At 64.3% G+C, this 20,785-nt stretch carries 21 protein-coding genes and 1 tRNA gene; 14 read left to right on the top strand and 8 right to left on the bottom strand.

All coding sequences use genetic code 11. The annotated features are described in order from the left end of the window. The coding region (locus FNJ47_RS50445; protein ID WP_206685282.1) for a hypothetical protein at window positions 1-191 on the bottom strand (191 nt) is incomplete at its 3' end. A gap of 77 nt (window positions 192-268) precedes the next feature. Further along, on the bottom strand, window positions 269-1,888 hold the full coding sequence (locus tag FNJ47_RS01245; protein WP_163149634.1) for a winged helix-turn-helix domain-containing protein: 1,620 nt from the start codon (window positions 1,886-1,888) through the stop codon (window positions 269-271). 252 nt (window positions 1,889-2,140) lie between these two features. Here FNJ47_RS01245 and FNJ47_RS01240 point away from each other — a divergent pair, with 252 nt between their 5' ends. The 7 genes from FNJ47_RS01240 to FNJ47_RS01210 all read left to right on the top strand — a co-directional run bounded on the left by FNJ47_RS01240 (window position 2,141) and on the right by FNJ47_RS01210 (window position 7,387). Continuing rightward, window positions 2,141-2,887 carry an SDR family NAD(P)-dependent oxidoreductase gene (locus FNJ47_RS01240; RefSeq protein ID WP_163149632.1) on the top strand — a complete coding sequence of 249 codons (747 nt, stop codon included), beginning with the start codon at window positions 2,141-2,143 and terminating at the stop codon, window positions 2,885-2,887. 27 nt (window positions 2,888-2,914) lie between these two features. Continuing rightward, the gene (locus FNJ47_RS01235; protein ID WP_163149631.1) at window positions 2,915-3,751 is read left to right on the top strand and encodes an alpha/beta fold hydrolase; all 837 of its coding nucleotides are present in this window, start codon (window positions 2,915-2,917) and stop codon (window positions 3,749-3,751) included. A 108-nt stretch (window positions 3,752-3,859) separates the two neighbouring features. Then, complete coding sequence (locus FNJ47_RS01230; protein WP_163149629.1) at window positions 3,860-4,618, top strand: SDR family NAD(P)-dependent oxidoreductase; 759 nt, start codon at window positions 3,860-3,862, stop codon at window positions 4,616-4,618. A 146-nt stretch (window positions 4,619-4,764) separates the two neighbouring features. After that, window positions 4,765-5,157, top strand: coding sequence for a DUF427 domain-containing protein (locus FNJ47_RS01225; protein ID WP_163149627.1), 393 nt, complete (start codon window positions 4,765-4,767; stop codon window positions 5,155-5,157). Between the two features lie 51 nt (window positions 5,158-5,208). Further along, entirely contained in the window at window positions 5,209-6,171 is a 963-nt protein-coding gene (gene egtD, locus FNJ47_RS01220) for an L-histidine N(alpha)-methyltransferase (RefSeq protein WP_163149625.1), read from the top strand. A 74-nt stretch (window positions 6,172-6,245) separates the two neighbouring features. Further along, window positions 6,246-6,923 (top strand): SDR family oxidoreductase, encoded by a 678-nt coding sequence (locus FNJ47_RS01215; protein WP_163149623.1) that lies wholly within the window; start codon window positions 6,246-6,248, stop codon window positions 6,921-6,923. A gap of 390 nt (window positions 6,924-7,313) precedes the next feature. Then, a tRNA-Glu gene (locus tag FNJ47_RS01210) sits at window positions 7,314-7,387 on the top strand. Window positions 7,388-7,429: 42 nt separating this feature from the next. Here FNJ47_RS01210 and FNJ47_RS01205 read toward each other — a convergent pair. Next, entirely contained in the window at window positions 7,430-8,725 is a 1,296-nt protein-coding gene (locus FNJ47_RS01205) for an MFS transporter (RefSeq protein ID WP_163149621.1), read from the bottom strand. 93 nt (window positions 8,726-8,818) lie between these two features. Between FNJ47_RS01205 and FNJ47_RS01200 the strand changes: the two genes are divergently transcribed. Then, window positions 8,819-9,517, top strand: coding sequence for a TetR/AcrR family transcriptional regulator (locus FNJ47_RS01200; RefSeq protein WP_163149619.1), 699 nt, complete (start codon window positions 8,819-8,821; stop codon window positions 9,515-9,517). 30 nt (window positions 9,518-9,547) lie between these two features. On the opposite strand, the gene fabF is transcribed toward FNJ47_RS01200, so the two are convergent. From fabF to FNJ47_RS01180, 4 genes are all read right to left on the bottom strand, one after another. After that, window positions 9,548-10,810: a beta-ketoacyl-ACP synthase II gene (fabF, locus tag FNJ47_RS01195; RefSeq protein ID WP_163149617.1), complete on the bottom strand. Its 1,263-nt coding sequence runs from the start codon at window positions 10,808-10,810 to the stop codon at window positions 9,548-9,550. Between the two features lie 270 nt (window positions 10,811-11,080). Then, complete coding sequence (locus FNJ47_RS01190) at window positions 11,081-11,236, bottom strand: hypothetical protein (RefSeq protein WP_163149616.1); 156 nt, start codon at window positions 11,234-11,236, stop codon at window positions 11,081-11,083. Continuing rightward, window positions 11,233-11,433 carry a hypothetical protein gene (locus tag FNJ47_RS01185; protein WP_163149614.1) on the bottom strand — a complete coding sequence of 67 codons (201 nt, stop codon included), beginning with the start codon at window positions 11,431-11,433 and terminating at the stop codon, window positions 11,233-11,235. The genes FNJ47_RS01190 and FNJ47_RS01185 overlap by 4 nt, the downstream gene beginning before the upstream one ends. 469 nt (window positions 11,434-11,902) lie before the next feature. Further along, window positions 11,903-12,313, bottom strand: coding sequence for a hypothetical protein (locus FNJ47_RS01180; protein ID WP_430649338.1), 411 nt, complete (start codon window positions 12,311-12,313; stop codon window positions 11,903-11,905). A gap of 296 nt (window positions 12,314-12,609) precedes the next feature. On the opposite strand from FNJ47_RS01180, the gene FNJ47_RS01175 reads away from it, so the two are divergent. The 3 genes from FNJ47_RS01175 (at window position 12,610) to FNJ47_RS01165 (ending at window position 16,985) form a co-directional block, all read left to right on the top strand. After that, a complete protein-coding gene (locus FNJ47_RS01175; protein ID WP_163149612.1) occupies window positions 12,610-14,931 on the top strand; it encodes a molybdopterin guanine dinucleotide-containing S/N-oxide reductase in 2,322 nt (773 codons plus the stop codon). 105 nt (window positions 14,932-15,036) lie between these two features. Further along, the gene (locus FNJ47_RS01170) at window positions 15,037-16,095 is read left to right on the top strand and encodes an alpha/beta fold hydrolase (RefSeq protein WP_235999265.1); all 1,059 of its coding nucleotides are present in this window, start codon (window positions 15,037-15,039) and stop codon (window positions 16,093-16,095) included. A 14-nt stretch (window positions 16,096-16,109) separates the two neighbouring features. Beyond that, window positions 16,110-16,985 (top strand): PhzF family phenazine biosynthesis protein, encoded by an 876-nt coding sequence (locus FNJ47_RS01165; protein WP_163149610.1) that lies wholly within the window; start codon window positions 16,110-16,112, stop codon window positions 16,983-16,985. 51 nt (window positions 16,986-17,036) lie between these two features. Here FNJ47_RS01165 and FNJ47_RS01160 read toward each other — a convergent pair whose 3' ends face one another. Further along, window positions 17,037-17,549: a winged helix-turn-helix transcriptional regulator gene (locus tag FNJ47_RS01160; protein ID WP_163149608.1), complete on the bottom strand. Its 513-nt coding sequence runs from the start codon at window positions 17,547-17,549 to the stop codon at window positions 17,037-17,039. A 197-nt stretch (window positions 17,550-17,746) separates the two neighbouring features. Here FNJ47_RS01160 and FNJ47_RS01155 point away from each other — a divergent pair, with 197 nt between their 5' ends. Genes FNJ47_RS01155 through FNJ47_RS01145 form a run of 3 tightly spaced genes read left to right on the top strand, consistent with a single transcriptional unit; the run spans window position 17,747 to window position 20,775 of the window. Further along, the gene (locus FNJ47_RS01155; protein WP_163149606.1) at window positions 17,747-18,385 is read left to right on the top strand and encodes a 2-hydroxychromene-2-carboxylate isomerase; all 639 of its coding nucleotides are present in this window, start codon (window positions 17,747-17,749) and stop codon (window positions 18,383-18,385) included. 53 nt (window positions 18,386-18,438) lie between these two features. Continuing rightward, window positions 18,439-19,986, top strand: coding sequence for a class I adenylate-forming enzyme family protein (locus FNJ47_RS01150; protein WP_347341595.1), 1,548 nt, complete (start codon window positions 18,439-18,441; stop codon window positions 19,984-19,986). A 51-nt stretch (window positions 19,987-20,037) separates the two neighbouring features. Then, complete coding sequence (locus FNJ47_RS01145) at window positions 20,038-20,775, top strand: SDR family oxidoreductase (RefSeq protein WP_163149604.1); 738 nt, start codon at window positions 20,038-20,040, stop codon at window positions 20,773-20,775. The last annotated feature ends 10 nt before the right edge of the window (window positions 20,776-20,785 follow it).

The following is a 20,785-nucleotide window of genomic DNA, read 5'->3' as shown; positions in this document are numbered from 1 at the left end:
CCATGCCCGCCGTACGTCACGCCATCGTCGGTCTCATCCTTCGGCCGCCGTCTCAGCGGTGCCCACACTGCCGAAAACAAATCCTTGAAAAACACCGGTACAAATAGATTCTGCCAAAGTAGTGCTAAGGCGTGTACCCATAGAATGGAGGTTCCGCCCTGTGGCACGCTTGATGTGGGCTTGGCCGCCAATAGCGGCTCAATAGCGTACGTCGCTGTAGTCAAGCGCCAATTGCACAGGTGGCCGCCATCGCGGAAATTCCGGGGGCTCAGGGAGCACGCCCTTCGCCAGGAAGTCCTGCGATTCGCAATGCATCGCACATCTTCCCGCGATACGACGGCGCGAAGCACCACATTTTGTAATAGGCGTCCGCTTCGCGGACCGTAAAGCCGGGTCTCATTCTAAGCAAGGTTGCGACATGCGCTTTCGCTTCATTCGTCCGGTCAAGGAACGGCAGCGTATAGGCCATGTGAAGATGGCTGATCCATAGCTGCTCCACATAGGACTGGCGAAAGGCATCAAAGGCCTCGGCGTAGTTTCCGTATGCAAAGGCTCGTTTGGCGGGCGCCCACCACCACCAGCGGGGCGTGCTGGGAGCAGTCAAAGCGATGCCTTTTTCGGCAAGAGCGACACCTTCATCCCAAAAGCCCGCATACGCCATGAGGTTGCCGAGCGGCCCGAGATTCTGAGGATCATTGGGATTAAGCTCGATGGCACGCATCGTCTCGATACGAAGCAGGTCAGGTTGGCAGGCCATCCACGCCGCCCGCGCGACGAGGCCGCGAACGAACGCGTCGTTCGGTGCGATCTCGACCGCGCGATTTGCGGCTTCAACCGCCATGTCGGCGAAGTAAAGGCGGTCTTCGATGCTGCCAACCTCTCCGGTTGGAGAGGGAAAGCCCCACGTCCTTTGATTGTTGAAGACGAGGACAAGCGCTGCCCATGCGGCCGCGTTTCGCGGTTGCTCGCGCGTTAGGCGCTCCAGGCACTCGCGTGCCTTGCCGACAGGTTCAAGAACGGTTGCGTCTGTAGGAATTCCGATCACGCCCTGGACAATACACTCATACGGCGTCAGCTCCGCGCTCGGCTTGTTCTGGATGCGCCTGTACTCAGCGGCACCGATCGCGCCCCAATAGCTGCCGATCATGGCGCTTGCTTGCCCGGATATCTCATCCTGGACGGCGAGCAGATTTGCCGGGGTTACGTCTACCTTGAAGGTCTTGGTCCAGAGCTGCGCGCCCGTCCGTGCATCGGTCAAATGCACGTCGACGCGAGTCAAAGCGCCGTCCGACCGCAGATCGCCCTCGACGAAATAATCGACGCCGAGGGCGCGACCGAAGTCAGCCGTGCCTTCAAAACGATCCTTATAGGATTGCATGACGCTTCGAGCCAGAACGCGCAATTCACCGAAGCGCCCAAGCGCTAAGACAATCTGCCGAGTGAGACCGTCAGCGAACCTGTTGAGATTGCTGGCGTCCGTCTCGAAAGGCCAGACAGCGACTGTTGGATCCGTCGAGGAGCTTCGCCCGATTTCGATGGGCTGCTCCGGCAACACGATCATGTAGCCGCGGCGGGCAACCGTGCGAACAAGATCGCGCCCGGACTCGCCGAGCAAACGGCGGATGTCGGAGATGCACTGGGTAAGAGAATCTTCCGTGACCGTTAAGCCCGGCCAATTAGTGGTCAACAATTCATCCTTGGAAACAACCCGCCCTGCATTCTTCACCAGATGGCGGAGCACACCGAAAGACCGGTTTCGCAGATCGACGCGGGCGCCGGTCCCATCGCGCAGCTCCTCCTGCCGAAGATCGAGGGTTAAATCGGCTATCTGGACCAGATCCGGAGCGTTCGGGCCGCCCGATCTGACGTCTTGAGGGCGAATATTCACTTTTTACCCCGGCAGCGAACGAACTCTTCAGCGTTGCTGCAAGATTGCACCCGACTGATCGCCCTTGCAAGGCGATAGCAAGAGCCGGGATCGCCCAGATTTCAGAACAATTTCGGACGGCTTCACCGCAGTTTCAGGACGGAAGATCTCAGGCTGCCTATGAATCTGCACTCCTGATCGGGGAAACATGAGCTTGCCCTAGCCCTTCAAGGGGAGGCCAGCTTCGATCGCGAGCTTATCAAGGAGTTCAGCATGGTTGGCTGGGTTGTTTTGATCACCGGGGGACTGACGGGCATCGGACGCGCAGCCGCTTTGGCCTTTGCCAAGGAGGGCTCGATCGTGGTCGTCGCCGGGCGGCGAAACGAAGCCGGAGCAGAACTCGTCAAGGAGCTCCGTGCTTGCGGTCCCGAGGCTGAGTTCATGAACGCGGATGTACGCAAGGAAGGCGATGTCCGCGCGCTGATCGACAAGACCGTCGCACGGTTCGGCCGTCTCGACGTAGCGATCAACAACGCGGGCACCGAGGGTACTTCGGGCCCCCTGACCGAGCAGACGCCGGAAACGTACGCCGCGACCTTCGACACCAACGTCCTTGGCGTGCTCCTCTGCATGAAGCACGAGCTGCGCGTGATGAAGTCCCAGGGTTTCGGCAACATCGTCAACATCTCATCGACGATGGGCAGCCGCGGTGCGGCGAACGCGTCGCTTTACGTCGCCAGCAAGCACGCCGTCGAAGGCCTGACGAAATCCGGGGCGCTGGAGGCTGCTGCTTTCAGTGTCCGTGTCAATGCGGTTGCACCCGGGCCGGTCGAGACCAGCATGCTCGATCGCTTCACCGGCTCGCCTGACCGCAAGTCCGGACTGCTTGCTTCGATTCCGCTTCGCCGGGCGGGCAAGCCCGAAGAGCTGGCGGACGCGATTCTGTTCCTGGCTTCAGACAAAGCCTCGTTCATCACGGGCCATATCATCAGCGTGAACGGCGGCAGGACGGCCAGTTAAAGCCTCACCCGAACCGGGAGCTTCAAGATGACCACTCACAACCACTACACCGCGCCAACCCAATTCGTCGAAGCGAACGGCATCCGCTTCGCCTATCGACGTTTTGGGAAGACGGGCGGCGTGCCGATCGTGATGAACATCCATTTCCGCGGCACCATGGACCATTGGGATCCGGTGATAACCGACGGGTTGGCCGAGCGCCGCGAAGTGATCTTGTTCGACAACGCGGGTGTCGGCGCGAGCTCGGGCGAGGTGCCTGCGACTTTCCCTGATACGGCAAGGGACGCGATCGCCTTCATCAAGGCACTCGGGATCGGCAAGGCCGACGTCCTGGGATACTCGATCGGCGGCAAGATCGCCCAGGAGATCGCCGTGCAAGCGCCGGATCTAGTGCGCAAGCTGGTACTGGTGGGCACCGGCCCGCGCGGTGCCGACACCGCGGCCAGCAAATCGGCAGAGATATTTTCCGCGACCTATGATCCGCCCGAACATCTTTGGATCGCCGCGCATTTCTCGCCCTCTGCAGCCGGCCGGGCGGTCGGTCTCGGGTATCTCGAACGCAAGCACCGCCGCGGGGACCGTAGCCCGGAGGTCAGCGAGACATCCGCCGCAACCCAATACCAAGCGATCATCAAGTCGAACGAGAAGGTCGATGGTGTTCTCGACTATCTGAGTGAGATTCATCATCCGGCGCTGGTCGTGCATGGTCACAACGACCTGATCATTCCCACAATCAACGGATTCACTCTGCAACAACACCTGCCGAACGCGCAGCTCATCATCTATCCGGATTCCAGCCACGCTTCTTTCTACCAGTATCCAGAACTCTTCCTGGCCCACGACTCTCTGTTCTTGGATGCGTGACGCGCGATAACGCTGTCGATCCGGCCGGCGGACTACTTCAGCATAGGGTCAGCGGTAGCCTCCGCTAGCTCAACATGACCAGCTAACCGCACTCCAAGGAGGGTTTTCATGAATTCCCGAGTCGATATCCCTGTCGTCCTGATCACCGGCGCCCTGACGGGCATCGCCCGCGCCACCGCGCTCGCCTTTGCGCGCAAGGGAGCGAAGGTTGTGGCCTCCGGCCGCCACGAAGGCGCCGGCTCGGCCCTCGCGACCGAACTGCGAACGGCAGGCGCCGAAGCCGAATTCGTTCGCGCCGATGTGCGCCTCGAAGAGGATGTCCGCGCACTGGTCGACGCGACCGTCAAGCGCTTCGGTCGCCTTGATGTCGCCGTCAATGCCGCCGGCACCGAAGGCAAGCCCGGACCCGCCACTGAACAGACCGCGGAAAGCTACGCCGCGACCTTCGACACCAATGTGCTCGGCACGATCCTCAGCATGAAGCACGAGTTGCGAGTCATGCAGGCGCAAGGTAGCGGCAGCATCATCAACATCTCTTCGACCTTTGGTCACGAGGGCGGCGCCGGTGCATCAATCTATGCTGCGAGCAAGCATGCGGTCGAAGGCCTGACGAAGTCGGTTGCGCTAGAGTTCGGTGCCTCTGGTATTCGCGTCAATGCGGTGGCGCCCGGACCAATCCAGACCCCGATGCTCGATCGCTTCACGGGAAGCGAAGACGTCAAGGCCTATCTGGCCACGCTCAACGCCCAGAAGCGGATCGGTCAGCCTGACGAGATCGCCCGCGCCGTTCTGTATCTGGCTTCCGACGATGCGAGCTTCGTGACCGGCCACATCCTGAATGTCGACGGCGGCAAATCCGCAAGCTGAAGCAGACGGACCGACGAAAGTCCCGTCCTCCATCACCGCAGCTTCACCTCCCCATAAGAGGCCCGCCGCCTGAATCGGCGAATCGTCGTCTCCGGTCGCGCGCTCGCGCGCGATCCAGAAAATCTACAGTAACGGAGGTCAATATAATGAAAACCGTCAAGTTGCCCAGCGCCGAGCATCCCATCACGATCGATAAGAATCCCAACAACGTCGTCGTGTCGGTGTCAGGAAAGGTCGTCGCTAACTCGATGCGGACGCTCATTTTGCGTGAGGCGAAGTACCCGCCGGTCCTCTACATTCCGAGGGCCGACGTCGATATGGCCGCGTTCGAACGCAGCGCAGACACCACCTACTGTCCCTACAAGGGTGACTGCAACTACTTCAGCGTTCCTGCTGGCGGCGAGCGTTCCAAGGATGCCGCCTGGGCGTACGAGGCTCCCTTCGAGGCAGTAGCAGTCATCAGGGATCATCTCGCTTTCTATCCCGATCGCCTGGACGCGATTGTCGAGACGCCGGTCCAAGGCACGATGCAATCGTAGTCTCGCCCGCGGGGTTACGGCGCGCGTCGATCAGGAAATCGGAAGGAATGTATGATGGTTGGCAGTGCAATGGCGTTGGTGCGTACTCTGGAAGAGGATCCGGGGCACGCGGAACTGCTCGCTGGACTTCTGTCGGTGCCGAAGACGTTACCCAGCAAGTACCTCTACGACGAGGAGGGATCAAGGCTCTTCGAATTGATCTGCGATCAACCGGAATACTACGTCGCGCGAACGGAGATCTCGCTGCTGGCATCGATCGCCGCAGACATGGCCCACGTCCTCAAGGACCGATCCATGCTGGTTGAGTTCGGAAGCGGCGCGAGCGTCAAGACACGTCTTCTATTGGATGCGCTGCCGCTCTTGTCCGCATACGTGCCTATCGACATCAGCCAGAGCGCCCTGTCGGCCGCTGCGCAGGCCATCCGTGGCGAATATCCCCAGCTAAACGTGACGCCGGTACTCGGCGATTTCACGCGCAATCTCAAACTGCCGACCATGATCGACGGCCGATCGATTGCGGGATTCTTCCCCGGGTCCACCATCGGCAATTTCTCGCCTTCCGCCGCGGTCGATTTCCTGAGGCGTGCACGGCGGTTGTTTGGACGAGGCTCAAAACTTGTCGTCGGCGCGGATCTCGCCAAGACACCGCGCGTCCTGGTTCCGGCGTACGACGACGCGGAAGGCGTAACGGCGGCGTTCAATAAGAATCTGCTGGCCAGGCTCAATCGCGAACTAGGAGCGAACTTTGACCTCGGATCGTTCGGTCACGCCGCGATCTGGAACGCGGGAGAGAGCCGCATCGAAATGCATCTCGTCAGCCTCGTCCGCCAAAGGGCGGCGTTGCTGGGCCGCACGTTCGACTTCGCTGTGGGCGAAACCATCCACACGGAGAATTCCTACAAGTACTCTCCGGCGGCCTTCGCGGGCATGGCTGCGCGGGCCGGCTGGTCCGTCGAAAGGCGCTGGATCAGCGACAACCCGGGTTTCGCGATCTTCGCGCTTTCCGCGGAGTAGCGTGGCGTCCGCAACGGGCTCCTTTCCGTCGAACTGAAGACAACGAAACAAGATGAAACGATAGGGAGCGAGCGGTGGGAAGCAGGCTGGCCGGCAAGCGGGTCATCGTCACGGACTTCAGAGAATACAACGGGGCGGATATCGCTGCGTTATTCGAGGAGGAGGGCGCGGTTGTCTTCGCGGACGACCGCGACCTGACCTCGCCGTCCGCCGCGGACGACCTCGTCCGGGAGGTTGGGCGCGTCGATATCCTCATCGCGAACCTAGCAACGAAATTTGGCTTTGCGCAGGCGGTTGACCAGCCGGATCGAGAAATGGTCCGATTGATGAACGCGATTTTCTATCCTCTTCACCGCCTCACAAGGGCTGTGCTGCCTCAAATGCTCGAAAGGAAGTGCGGAAAGATCGTCGTCGTCGGCAGTTCCGCAGCCGTGAAGGGACGCAAGGGCGGCGTGGCGCTGTACGGGGCGGCGCGGGGGGCGCAGTTCGGCTACATGCGCAATCTCGCTCAGGAGGTCGCGCCGCATATCCAGGTGAACGGCACCGCGCAGACCTACGTCGACAACCAAACCTATTGGCCTCAGGCCTATCGGGAGACCGAGGATTTTAGACAGCGGTTGGCTGAGGTCCCCGCCGGAAGGCTCGGGACGGGCCGCGAACTCGCACAGTCCGTGCTGTTTCTCGCAGGCCCCGAGAGCGATTTTCTCTACGGCCACATCCTGCCCTTCTCGGGAGGCTGGATCACTTCGTGATCGCTCGCCGTCACGCCAGAGTGTCGTCATCGGTCTGGATCGTCGCTCCAACGCGGCTTTGGCGTCCGATTACTGCGGACTTTTCGGCCGTTTGTGCGTCGGTGGTGCTGTCATTCAAGCGGATGCCGGCGCCGGCGACTTAGCCCACACGCCGGCTTTGACCAGCATCGGATCGAACCTCGCGGCCAACCCGCTCCTTGATGTATGTCTCTACAGCCGTCCGCACGGTGGGTGCCGGTCCGGCAGCTTGGGCCGCCGCTTCTATTCTGGACCGGGTGACTTGTTCCCGCGCTTGTGTCACCGCCTGCTCGAAAATCAGCGTTCCTTCGGCAGGTTTGTCGTTGACGTCGTTGGCGACGCCGACCGGTGCCTGCTTGTATGGCGAACAAATGTGAACCGGCCGAGAAAAACTCCCAGCCCTCTCAAGGCTGAAACAGGGGTTCGATTCTCCCTGGGGAGCGCCATTTCCTCCAGATTTCCTGCATCATCACACCGTCCCCGCCGCCTCACGCCGCGGCGAGCACCGGTTGTGCCGGGCGCCGTGTGATCATCAGCGACAGCACGGCAGCGATGATGCCGGTCAGGCCCGCGATCATGAAGGCCTGCAGATAGTCGCCCTGGCTGGAGCGCATGAAGCCGGCGAAGAACGCGGCGCAGGCGGCGCCGAGCTGATGGCCGGCGACGACCCAGCCGAACACCAGCGGCGCGTTCTTGTCGCCGAAGGCTTCGTTGGCGATGCGCACGGTCGGCGGCACGGTCGCGATCCAGTCGAGGCCATAGAACACCGCGAACGCCGACAGGCTGACCAGCGAGAAGTCCGAATAGGGCAGGTAGATCAGCGACAGGCCGCGCAGCCCGTAATACAGGAACAGCAGCTTGCGCGGATCGAAGCGGTCGGTGAGCCAGCCCGACAGCGTGGTGCCGAACAGGTCGAAGAATCCCATCAACGCGAGCAGGCCTGCTGCCTGCACCTCGACGATGCCATGGTCGCCGCAGAACGCGATCAAATGGGTGCCGACGAGACCGTTGGTGGTGAAGCCGCAGATGAAGAAGGTCGCGAACAGGAACCAGAACGCCCGCGTCCTGGCGGCGCGCACGAGGTTGCTGAGCGCGGCGACGAACGGATTTCCCGCAGCCGGCGGTGCAGGTTGATCGTCGTGCCGGCTGCCAAACGAGCGCAGGCCGACCGACGCGGGCCGCTCCGGCACCAGGAAATACACCAGCGGGATCAGCGCCGCGCAGCATGCGGCGACCGTCAGCACCACGGGCTTCCAGCCGCCCCATGCCACCAGCGCCGCGAGGCCCGGCATGAAGATCAGCGTGCCGGTCGCGGTCGACGCGGTCAAAAGCCCCATGACGAGGCCGCGATTGGTGGTGAACCAGCGATTGACGATGGTGGCGCCGAGCACGTTGGCGACCGCGCCCGAGCCGATGCCCGACAGCAGCCCCCAGGTCAGGAACAATTGCCACGGCGCGGTCATGAAATAGCTCGCGCCTGTTGACGCCGACATCAGCAGCAGCGCGCCCAGCACCGTGCGGCGGATGCCGAAGCGCTGCATCACGGCGGCGGCGAACGGGCCGGCGAGGCCGTAGAGGAAGATGCCGACCGCGGCCGACGAGGAGATCACGCCGACATCCCAGCCGAACGCCGCTTGCAGCGGCAGCATCAGCACGCCCGGCGTCGCGCGCAGGCCGGCGGAGGCGAGCAGCGAAAGGAAGATCACGGCGACGACGACGAACGCATAGTTCTGCCCGAACGGGCGTCTCGACACGGGGGCGGCTTGAAGCGGGGTCTGGGTCATGTTACTAACCGGTACGTATTGCGATGCGGCGTGTATACGTACCGGTTAGTAACATTGTCAAGAGCCCCCTGCGGAGAGGATCCGGAGAACGTCATGAAGAAAGCCGTCGAACCACAAGCGGAACGCCCGGCCAAAGCGTTTTCGAGCGAAGTGGCTACCGGTTCGCGTAAGGAAAACGCGTCAAAACAGGAAGCTGGAGCCGCGTTCCGATCCCATCGGAACGGAAAAGGCCCCAGGGCCGCCGACCGGATCCGCGCCTCCGCCAGCGAGCTGTTCTATCGCGAGGGCATCCGCGCCGTCGGCGTCGACGAGGTGGTCGAGCGCGCCGGCGTCACCAAGCCGAGCCTCTATCGCAGCTTCGCCTCCAAGGACGATCTCGCCGCCGCCTATATGCGCGACTACGACCTCGACTTCTGGGAGAAGTTCGAGAACCCCGGCGGAAAGTCATACAGCGATCCGCGCGAGCATGTGCTCGCCTATATCCGCGTGCTGTCGACGCGCGCGGTGCGCCAGGGCTATCGCGGCTGCGGCCTCAGCAACGCCACCGTGGAATATCCTGCGCGCGACAATCCCGCGCGGCAGGTCGCCGAAGCGCACAAGAAGGTGTTCCGCAAGCGCCTGCGCGAGCTCGCCGCCGGCATGGGCGCGCGCCAGCCCGCCGTGCTCGGCGATGCCCTGCTGCTGCTGATCGAAGGCATCTACAGCACCGGCCAGCAGTCGGAGGAGGGCCCGGCGCAGTCGGCGCTCGCGGCGGCCAAGCTCCTGATCGATGCGAGCGTGGCGAAGGGGTGAGGCGGATGACCGGCGGCGAAGCCGGCCGCCTCAGGCCCAGCGTCGAAACACCAGGCTGGCGTTGACGCCGCCGAATCCAAAGCCGTTCGAGATCGCGTGTTCGATCGCCATTCGTCGCGCAACGTTCGCGACGAGGTCGATACCCTCAGCGGCCGGATCGGCGTTCTCCAGGTTGAGCGTCGGCGGCGCGACCTGGTCGCGCAGCGCCAGGATCGTGAAGATCGCCTCGACGCCGCCGGCAGCACCCAGCAGGTGCCCCGTCGCCGACTTGGTCGCGCTGACGGCAACCCCGCCCTCGCGCCCGAACACGCGCTTGATCGCCTCGAGTTCGCCGAGATCGCCGACCGGCGTCGACGTCGAATGCGCGTTGAGATGCTGGATCTGGCCGGGCTGCAAGCCGGCCTGCGCCAGCGCCGCCTGCATCGCGCGGCGGGCGCCGTCGCCGTCTTCGGGCCCCGCGGTGATGTGATAGGCGTCCGCCGTCGTGCCGTAGCCAATGAGCTCGGCGATCGGCTGCGCGCCGCGCCGCAGGGCATGTTCGAGCTCCTCGATCACGAGCACGCCGGCGCCTTCGCCCATCACGAAGCCGTCGCGGTCGCGGTCGAACGGCCGCGAGGCGCGCGCCGGCGTGTCGTTGAACGACGTCGACAGCGCCCGCGCGGCGGCAAAGCCGCCGAGGCTCACCGGATCGATGCAGGCCTCCGCGCCGCCGCAGATCGCAACATCGGCCTCATTGGTCCTGATCAGGCGCGCGGCATCGCCGATCGCCTGAACGCTCGCCGCGCAGGCGGTCACCGGCGCGCCGATCGCGCCCTTGAAGCCGTAGCGGATGCTGATGTGCCCGGCCGCGAGATTGGCCAGGAAGGCGGGCACGGTGAATGGCGACAGGCGGCGTGTCCCGCTCTTCTCCACCGTGCGCACGGCGTCCGCGATCGCGGGAAATCCGCCGATCCCGGTTGCGATCACGGTCGCGGTGCGCTCTTGCGCCCGCGCCTCGGCCGGCATCCAGCCGGCCTGCGCCACGGCTTCCGCCGCGGCCAGCAGCGCGAACAGGATGAACCGGTCCATCTTCTTCTGGTCCTTGCGCGGCGCCGCGAGATCGGGATCGAACCCGCCCTCGGCATCCCCGGCCTTGTCAGGCACCTGACCTGCGACGCGCGCCGGAAGGCTCATCGCCCATTCCGGCAATGCGCGAAGCCCGGAATGCCCCGACAGCAGCCGCGACCAGACCAGTTCGGTGCCACAGCCCAGCGGGGATACCGTCCCCAGGCCCGTCACAACAATTCGACGCATGGTGCTCCTGTAGGGCTCCTGCCGGCGTGGCTGGGATTTCTGGGGGGTTCGAGGCTGTTTTATGTATGACGATCATCATTTATCCCTTCGACAGGTCGGGCGTCAAGGAGCCGGAGCACGCCGCTCGCTGAGGGCTCCTGCGCGTCTTGCAACGCACCGCGTTATCCGGCGCGGCAACGCCGCGGGTCATTTCGAGAATGGAAATTAAGTGCACTGTCGGCGTAACCTGAGCCGCGCGAAGTGCCATTCGTTGGCTCAAGGGCCCAATGATCAAGCGCCCTTGCTTTTCTCGTCGCGTTTGAGCTGCTGCTGCTTGTACTCGGCGTGTATTGCCGGATCGTCGTTGCTTCCGCGAACGGTATCCGTCTCGCCCCTGCCTCCATCGAGCCCCTTGGCTGCCGCGATCTGCTCTTTGAGATCGCTCACCGCCGGCCGGATGTAAGGCTCGCCTCGCGGTCGGGCACGCCAAGCGCTTCCACCATCAGCTCTGCGCCGAGCTCCGGATCGGGATGGTCGATGCAGAAGCCCTGCGCCGAGAATTTGACGCGCGGCGCTGCGGCAGCCTCAGTGGGGCCGGGTGCGGCGATCGCGGTTGCCGTCGTGAGGTCGGGAGCGGTGTCCATGTCGGGTTCTCCTGGCAGGCGCGCGGCCACGCGCCAGCGATCGTTCGCCGCGGCGAGCCGGTGCATGGTCAATGGTGGGTGTGTGGTTTCGGCCGCAAACCGGCGCGCCCGCCGGGGCGGGACGACACGCGTTTGCACGATTTCGGAATGTTGGAAGTGTGCCGCTGAGTTGCCCGACGTGTCAAGTCGTCATTCGCGCGTCATTCGCGCGGTGGCGGCCCGCCGCGACTGTGCATGGGGTTGTTTTCGATATTTTGGCGGCGCGCCTCTGTGGCGGGGAGTTCCTCCGCCGTCACCCGCGGTGGTGCCGGCAAGGCGCGGCATCTGCGGGCGCGGGTACCGTGCGCGTGGTGAGGAGCTAGCCGCCGCGTCGGCGTTGCCATGGCGCGGTGGCGCCATGGATCAGTTCGGGGACGCTTCTCGCGATGGGAAGCGTTCAGGATGTCCCGGACGCGCCGATGTGCCTCGCTCAGCGCGCCGCCGCGTTGACGACGCGGCAGAGGTTCTCGCTCATGTTGGGGGCAACCTGTCCCTGCGGCACGATGAAGACCGCATCGACGCGGCTGCCCTTGCCATTGGGTCGCACTACAACGCGCAAGGTCTGGGGACGGCCGGAGCCGGTGGTTTCCTGCTGCGCGGTCAGCGTGCCGAGCTGCTTCTCGATATTGACGCCCACGAAGCCCTCGGCCAGCACCGCCCGCGAGACCCGGTCGAGCGCGGCGGCCGGATTGACCGACGGGAAATCCATCGCGGTCTTGTAGGTCATGCCGGTGACGAGCGGAACGCCGCTGGTCTGATAGTTCTCCGCACAGGTGCCGGCCATGGCTGACGTGAACGAGATGGCGGCCAACGCAAGACCGCAACAAATTGTCTTAAGCAAGGGAGCAGCTTCCTTATGTTGATGAAGTGCCGGAGGTATAGCTTTGTTTGCCCACATTGCAACTTTGCATTGTGAATTGTGCTCCGACGCCCGCCGTATGCACGGCGCCGGGTGCAGCGATGTGAGCTTCTGCCGCCGATGATGGTACGGGCCGGGTTCGAGCGAGCTTCGCGCCACTCGCCATGTGTTCCTGCGCTTTCCGCAACCCTGAATCCGGAGACATCGGGGCGCGGATCGTTATACTGGCGACAGATTTGTGACATGGGCTCGATCCCCGCTGCGAAGGATGCCGCTGAATGTCTGAGACCATTGGCCACCCCGATCCCGGCCTCGATCTGTCCGATGGTTTCAAGCCGCACACCTCGCATTGGGGCGTGTTCTCGGCGCGGCTCGGCCAGGCGGGCCTCGAAGTCAGGCCCTATGGCGGCGATCCCGATCCGAACGGCATCATCAACAATTTCCCCGGTGCGCTGCGCCACCAGGCGCGCATCGGCCAGCCGGCGATCCGCCGCGGCTGGCTGGAGCGCGGCCCCGGGCCCGACGATCGCCGCGGCCGTGACGAGTTCGTCTCGGTCGGCTGGGAGAAGGCGCTCGATCTGCTCGGCGGCGAATTGGCGCGGATCCGCGACACGATCGGGCCAGGTGCGGTGTTCGGCGGCTCCTATGGCTGGTCGAGCGCGGGCCGCTTCCATCACGCGCAGAGCCAGGTGCACCGCTTCCTCAACGTCGCGATGGGCGGCTATGTCCGCTCGGTGAATACCTATTCCTCGGGCGCGTCCTCGGTGCTGCTGCCGCAGATCCTCGCCGGCTACGAGGACATCACCAAGCGCAACGTCACCTGGGAGCAGATCGCCGCCGAGACCGACATCGTGCTGGCGTTCGGCGGCATGGCGCTGAAGAACTCGATGGTGGCCGGCGGCTCGATCAGCAAGCATGTCGAGCGCGGCGCGATGGAAGCCGCGCACCGCCGCGGCTGCGAGTTCGTCCTGGTCAGTCCGCTGCGCGACGATCTGCCGGTCGAGGCCGGCGCCGAATGGCTGACGGCTGTACCCGGCACCGACGCTGCGCTGATGCTCGGCATCGTCCACACCCTGGTCGGCGAAGGCCTGCACGATCAGGCCTTCCTCGATCGCTACACCGAGGGCTGGCCGGTGTTCCTACGCTATCTCACGGGCGAGAGTGATGGCGTGCCGAAGAGCGCCGAATGGGCCGCAGCGATCTGCGGCATCGATGCCGACACCATCAAGGCGCTCGCGCGCCGGCTCGCCGGGCGGCGTTCGCTGATCACCGTCTCGCATTCGTTGCAGCGCGCCGAGCATGGCGAGCAGCCGGTATGGATGGGCATGGTGCTGGCGGCCGTGCTCGGCCAGATCGGCCTGCCCGGCGGCGGCTACGCCTATTCGCTCGGCGCGATCGGCTACTACGGCCGCCGAGTCAATGCGGTGCCCGGGCCGACGCTCGGGCAGGGCCGCAACGGCGTCGCCGACTTCATTCCGGTGGCGCGCATCGCCGACATGCTGCTCAATCCCGGCACGACCTATCGCTACAATGGCGAGACGCGGACCTATCCGGATATCCGCCTCGTTTATTGGGCTGGTGGCAACCCGTTCCATCACCACCAGGATCTCAACCGCCTGCGCAAGGCTTTTGCCCGGCTCGATACACTCGTCGTGCACGAGCTCGCCTGGACCGCGACGGCGCGTCACGCCGACATCGTGCTGCCCTCGACCATGACGCTGGAGCGCGAGGACATCGGCTATTCCAGCAACGATCCCTTGATGGTCGCGATGCACCGGATCGCCGAGCCGTTCGGCCTCGCCCGCGACGATTACGAGATCTTCGCCGATCTCGCCGAGCGGCTGGGGGCCCGCGAGCCCTTCACCGAGGGGCGCACGTCGCGCGAGTGGCTGGAACATCTCTATGAGCCGACCCGCAAGGCGCTCGCCGCGCGCGGGCTCGAGTCGCCGAGCTTTGAGGAATTCTGGGCGCGCGGCAGCCTGGTCGTGCCGCAGCATCTCGACGATGGCGGCTCGCTGCGCCGTTTCCGCGAGGATCCCATCGCGCGGCCGTTGCCGACGCCGAGCGGGCGCATCGAGATCTTCTCGCAGAAAATATCAAATCACGGCGATGCCGATTGTCCGGGCCATCCGGTCTGGCTCGACAAGACCGATACGCCCACATCAGACGCGCCGTGCTTCCTCGTCGCCAACCAGCCGGTGACGCGGCTGCACAGCCAGCTCGATTTCGGCGGCCATTCGCTCGACGCCAAGCATCGCGGCCGCGAGGTCGCGCGCATGAACCCGCGCGATGCCAAGCCGCGCGGCATCGCCGACGGCGACATCATCCGCATTTTCAACGCGCGCGGCGCCTGCCTTGCCGCTGTTCATGTCACCGACGGCATCGCGCCCGGCGTGGTACAGCTGCCGACCGGCGCCTGGTACGATCCGATGGACCCCGAGGAGGAGGCGCCGCTCTGCGTGCACGGCAATCCGAACGTGCTGACGCGCGACATCGGCACGTCATCCTTCGCGCAGGGCTGCACCGGGCAGCTGACGACCGTCGAGGTCGAGCGTTTCAACGGCAATCTGCCGCCGATCCGGGCGTTCGATCCGGCGTAGTTTCACGCATCCGTCGCAGATTCACGGCCGATCACGAACAAATCATCTGTCGGCGCTGGATGGCGCCCATTCGTTCGGCTACGGCATCACGGGATCGCCCTCTGAATGTTCGGACCTGTCGAGATGCACCTGAAAACCCTGTTTTTCGCCGTCGCCGCGACCGTCGCGCTCGGCTCGTCCGCCGCCTTGGCGCAATCGGCCGCCGAGCCCGCTTATGGGCCGGAATTGCAGGGCTTCGACTATCCCTATCCGGTCGAGCATTATCGCTTCAGCTCGCAGGGGCAGGAGCTCGACATGGCCTATCTCGACGTCAAGCCGGCGACGCCGAACGGCCAGACCGCGGTGCTGCTGCACGGCAAGAATTTCTGTGCCGCCACCTGGGACGGCACCATCAAGGCGCTCAGCGGCGCCGGCTATCGCGTGATCGCGCTGGACCAGATCGGCTTCTGCAAATCCAGTAAGCCGGAACGCTATCAATTCACCTTCCAGCAGCTCGCCGGCAACAGCCGTGCGTTGCTGGCTTCGCTCGGGATCGACCATGCGATCATGGTCGGCCACTCGACCGGCGGCATGCTGGCGATGCGCTACGCCCTGATGTATCCGGGCGCCACCGATCGCCTGGTGCTGGTCGATCCGATCGGGCTCGAGGACTGGAAGGCCAAGGGCGTGCCGTGGCTCAGCCTCGACGGCTGGATGCAGCGCGAGACCCGCGTCACCGCCGACAGCATCCGCGCCTATGAGCGCGCCACCTACTATGCCGACACCTGGGATCCGTCCTACGAGACCTGGGTGCAGATGCTGGCGGGCATGTATCGCGGCGAGGGCCGCGCCGCGGTGGCCTCGAGCTCGGCGCGGCTCTACGACATGATCGCGACCCAGCCGGTGTTTTACGAGTTCGAGCAGATCAAGCCGCCGACCCTGCTGTTCGTCGGCGACAAGGACACCACTGCGATCGCCAAGGACACTGCGCCGCCGGACATCCGCAAGACGCTCGGCAATTATCCGGTGCTGGGCAAGGAGGCCGCCAAGCGGATTCCGCATATCCAGCTGATCGAATTCCCCGACCTCGGCCATTCGCCGCAGATCCAGGCGCCGGCGCGCTTCCACGACGCGCTGCTCGGCTGGTTGCAGCATCCGGAAACCGGCGCGATGCTGGTCAAATAGGGGCCGATGACATCATGACGACAGCCGAACTGGTCAGCGTGTTCACGGTGGATGGGCAGGGCGGCAATCCCTGTCCGATCGTGGTCGATGCAAGCGGCATGAGCGCGTCCGACATGCAGGACGTTGCACGCCGCCACGGTCACGAATCCGGCTTCGTGTTGCCGGCGCAGAGTGACGATTTCGACGCCACGTTCCGCTTCTTCGTTCCGAACCACGAAATGGAAATGTGCGGCCACGCGACTATCGGTGCGCTGTGGTTGCTCGCGCGTCAGGGGAAGTTGCCGGGCGACACGATCCGGATTTCGACGCGCAGCGGTCCCGTCACCGGCTTCATCAGCCGTGATCACAACGGCGAGCCGAGTGTCCAGATCACCCAGCCGGCCGGCAAGACCGTTCCGCTCACCGATGTGCAACGCGACGATGTGCTGCGGGCGCTCGCGGTCGGGCCTGACGCGATCGGCGCCGCAAAGCCCTGCAATGCGGTCACGTCGCGGATCAAGACCCTGATTCCGATGTGCTCGCCCGAAGCGCTGAACGCGCTCGATCCCTCAGCCGAGAACGTCGAAGCCGTCTGCGGCCGGATCGGATCGACCGGGCTCTATCCCTTCGCGGTGATCGACCGCGACGCTCGCCTGTTCGAGGCGCGGCAATTCCCGCGCTCGTCCGGCTATCGGGAAGACGCCGCAACCGGCATTGCGGCCGCGGCGCTGGCATTCGGCTTGCTCGACAACGGCCTGGTCGCTCCTGATGACGAGGAGATTCGAATCCTGCAGGGCAGGGCGATGGGGCGCCTGTCGGAAATCCGCGTCCGCATCGGCTTCGCCGGCGGTCGTGCTGTCGGTTGCCTGCTTGGCGGCAATGTCGAGTTGATGGCTGCGCCGTCACACTGAAATCAGCGGCTGTGAACCCGCCGCTCGAGGCGCCGGTCCTGCAAGGACAGTCTAGGCCGACTCCGCGCTTCTCTTGGTGCGCTCCCGCGCGCTGGCGTGCACCGGCGACGATCGCCGGGCGCCGGGACCCGGATGCACGTGGACGTGCTTCGCGCTCAGCGGCTCGCCGCATTCCGAGCAGACCATGACAGGGTCGAACATCTTCCCGCAGGTCTTGTGTTCGTGCAGCAACGGCCGGCCGCGCGCGTCGACCATGTGGACGTTGCCCCAGTGCACGATCGACATGATGATCGGATAGAGATCGAGGCCCTTCTGGGTCAGGATGTATTCGTAGCGCTTCGGCGCCTCCTGATAGGGAATCTTGCGCAGCACGCCGAAGCGCACCAGCTTCTTCAGCCGGTCGGCGAGCAGATGCCGTGTGATGCCGAGCGATGCCTGGAAGTCATCGAACCTGCGGATGCGCAAGAAGCACTCGCGCAGGATCAAGAGGCTCCAGCGGTCGCCGATCACCGCGACCGTGCGGGCCAGCGAGCACGGCTCCTCCTCGAGGGTATCCCATTTCATCAGCGTCTCCTGCAGTCACGCAAATCAAATTCTAAAACAGAACTTACGTCATTTCAATAGGATGCCTGTAAATCGGCTGCAAGCCAGCCATTGGATGACAAATATCATATTGACAGTTCTAAAATAGAACTTATGGTCGCGGCACGATCAACCCGGCCAGGCTGACGGCCGTTGCCAATCGAAGGGAAGGGCGTTCCATGGCTGCTCCGCTCAAGGTCGAATTCCATTTCGATTTCGGAAGTCCGAACGCCTATCTCGCCGAGCTCGCACTGCCGGATATCGAGAAGCGCACCGGCGTGAAGTTCGACTACATCCCGGTGCTGCTCGGCGGCGTCTACAAGGCGACCGGCAACATGTCGCCCGGCGAGTCGCTGCGGGGGATCAAGAACAAGCCGGAATACAACGCGCTCGAAACCGAGCGCTTCCTGCGCCGCCACAACATCACGACGTTCAAGACGAACCCGTTCTTTCCGGTCAATACGCTGATGCTGATGCGCGGCGTCATCGCGGCCGATTTCGAGGGGTTGTTCGAGCCCTATTTCCGCGCCGCCTATCACCACATGTGGTCCGAGCCCAAGAAGATGGACGATCCGCAGGTGTTCCGCGAGGCGTTCCTGTCCTCCGGCCTCGATATCGACCGCATCATCGCCCGCGCCCAGCAGGATGACGTCAAGAAGAAGCTGATCGAGAACACCAGCGACGCGGTCGCGCGCGGCTCGTTCGGATCGCCGACCTTCTACGTCGGCAACGAGATCTTCTTCGGTAAGGACAAGGTGCGCGAGGTCGAGGAAGAGATCGTCGCGCAATTGGCCGCGGTGCGGCGCAGGACCGCCTGAGCGGGAAATTCCTCAACACAACAAGCCCAAAGGGCTGCGACAGGGAGGTTTCAGTGCAGGCGTCGACCCAGATTGTTGAAGGAAGTGTGGAAGGCTTGCCGAACCGCATCCATGAGGTGATCGATCACCACGTGGTGGCGACGCCGGATCATCCGGCGCTGATCGACGACAAGATGCGGCTGAGCTATCGCGAGCTCGATGAGACTGTCGGTCGCGTCGCCGAGGCGTTGCAGGCGCTGGGCATCCGCGCCGGCGACCGCATGATGATCGTGAGCGAGAATTCGATTCCGTTGGCCTGCCTGCTGCTGGCGGCGAGCCGGCTCGATGTCTGGTCGATCGTGGTCAATCCGCGGCTGTCGCCGCGTGAACTGGATCAGATCAGGGATCACAGCGGCGCCCGCCGCGTGTTGCTCACCGCTGACGTCTCGCAGGAGGCGGCCACCCATGCTGCGCGCTACGAGGCTGCCGTGCAGGATGTCGGCCCGCTTCGCGGCATCGCCGTCACCGGCCTGAACCTGGCAACCGTGGCCGAGCCGGTCGAGGCCGACGGCGCCAACCAGGTCGCGGTTCTGATCTACACGTCCGGCACCACGGGCACGCCGAAAGGCGTGATGCTGACCCATCGCAATCTGCTGTTCAGCGCCCGGGGCACCGCGGGCTTCCGCAAGATGTCGGCCGATGACGTGCAGTATTGCGTGCTGCCAATCTCGCACATCGTCGGCATCTCGCTGCTGACGATGACCCTGATGGTCGGTGCCACCGTGCGCCTGGTCGCCAAATACGATCCGGCCGCGCTGGTCAAGGCGATGGCCGAGGAAGGCATCACGATCCTCAACGGCGTGCCCGCCACCTACCAGCGCCTGCTCGAATACCGCCGCAACGCCGGCCTGCCCAAGCTCGATCGCGGCCGGCTGCGCGTGATCTCGGTGGCCGGCGCGCCGCTCGACCTCGAGCTCAAATCGCGGGTCGAGCAGGAACTCGGCCTGCCGTTGCTCAACGGCTACGGCATCACCGAATGCTCGCCGGGAATCTCGGGCGTCCGGCCCGACAATCCGCGGGCCGACCATGCGGTCGGCACCGTCATGGCGGGCATCGAGGCGCGACTGGTCGGCCGCGACCTCAAGCCGGTTGCATCAGGCGAAGTCGGTGAGCTCCACGTCCGCGGCCCCAACGTGATGCGCGGCTATTACCGCGCGCCGGATCTGACGGCCAAGGCGATCGATCCCGACGGCTGGTTCAATACCGGCGATTTGGCCCGCTTCGAGAATGACGCCCTCTACATTGTGGGGCGCACCAAGGAGATGATCATCCGCTCCGGGTTCAATGTCTATCCGGCCGAGATCGAGGCCGTGCTGAGCACGCATGACGCCGTGGTGCAGTGCGCCGTGGTCGGCCGGTCGGTCGAGGGCAATGAGGAGGTCGTCGCCTTCGTGCAGCTGATCAAGGGCTCGACGGCGACGGTGCAGGATCTGATGGCCCATGTTGCTCCGCAACTGACCTCGTACAAGCGTCCGTCGGAGATTATCCTCATGGATGCGCTGCCCGCGACATCGACGGGCAAGCTCTTGAAGCACAAGCTGGCGGAGTCGCTGCGCAGCTGAGGCTGAGCCGTCGCCGCAAGCCAGTTCACTCAAACAAGACCGGAGTACACCATGCAGAAGAGAAACAAGACGGTGGCCGTCATTGGTGCCGGTGATTTCATCGGCGGTGAGATCGCCAAGAAGTTCGCCTCCGAGGGCTTTACGGTGTTTGCCGGCCGCCGCAACGGCGACAAGCTCGCGCCGCTGGTCAAGGAGATCGAGGCCGCCGGCGGCGAAATCCATGCGCGCTCGCTCGATGCGCGCAAGGAGGAGGAGATCACTGCGTTCCTCAACGACGCCGACAAACATGCGCCGCTGGAGGTCTGCATCTTCAATATCGGCGCCAACGTCAATTTCCCGATTCTCGAGACCACCGAGCGCGTGTTCCGCAAGGTCTGGGAGATGGCCTGCTACTCCGGCTTCCTGGCCGGACGCGAAGCTGCGCGGTTGATGACGGCACGCGGCGAGGGCAACATCTTCTTCACCGGCGCAACCGCCTCGTTGCGCGGCGGCAGTGGCTATGCCGCCTTTGCCAGCGCCAAGTTCGGCCTGCGCGCGGTGGCGCAGGCGATGGCGCGCGAGCTCGGGCCGAAGAACATCCATGTCGCGCACCTGATTATCGACTCCGGCGTCGACACCGAATGGGTGCGGCAACGCCGCATCGAGGCGCTCGGCCCGAACGCGCTTGACAATCCCGATCTGCTGATGCCGCCGGCCTCGGTCGCTGCGTCATACTGGCAACTCTACCAGCAGCCGAAGAGCGCCTGGACCTTCGAGCTGGAAATCCGGCCCTTCGGCGAGAAGTGGTAGGGAGCATCGG

It is taken from the genome of Bradyrhizobium uaiense (assembly GCF_010811875.1).
Taxonomy (GTDB): domain Bacteria; phylum Pseudomonadota; class Alphaproteobacteria; order Rhizobiales; family Xanthobacteraceae; genus Bradyrhizobium; species Bradyrhizobium uaiense.
The sequence above is the reverse complement of the archived record's forward strand: the minus strand, read 5'-3'. Positions and strand labels throughout refer to the sequence as shown.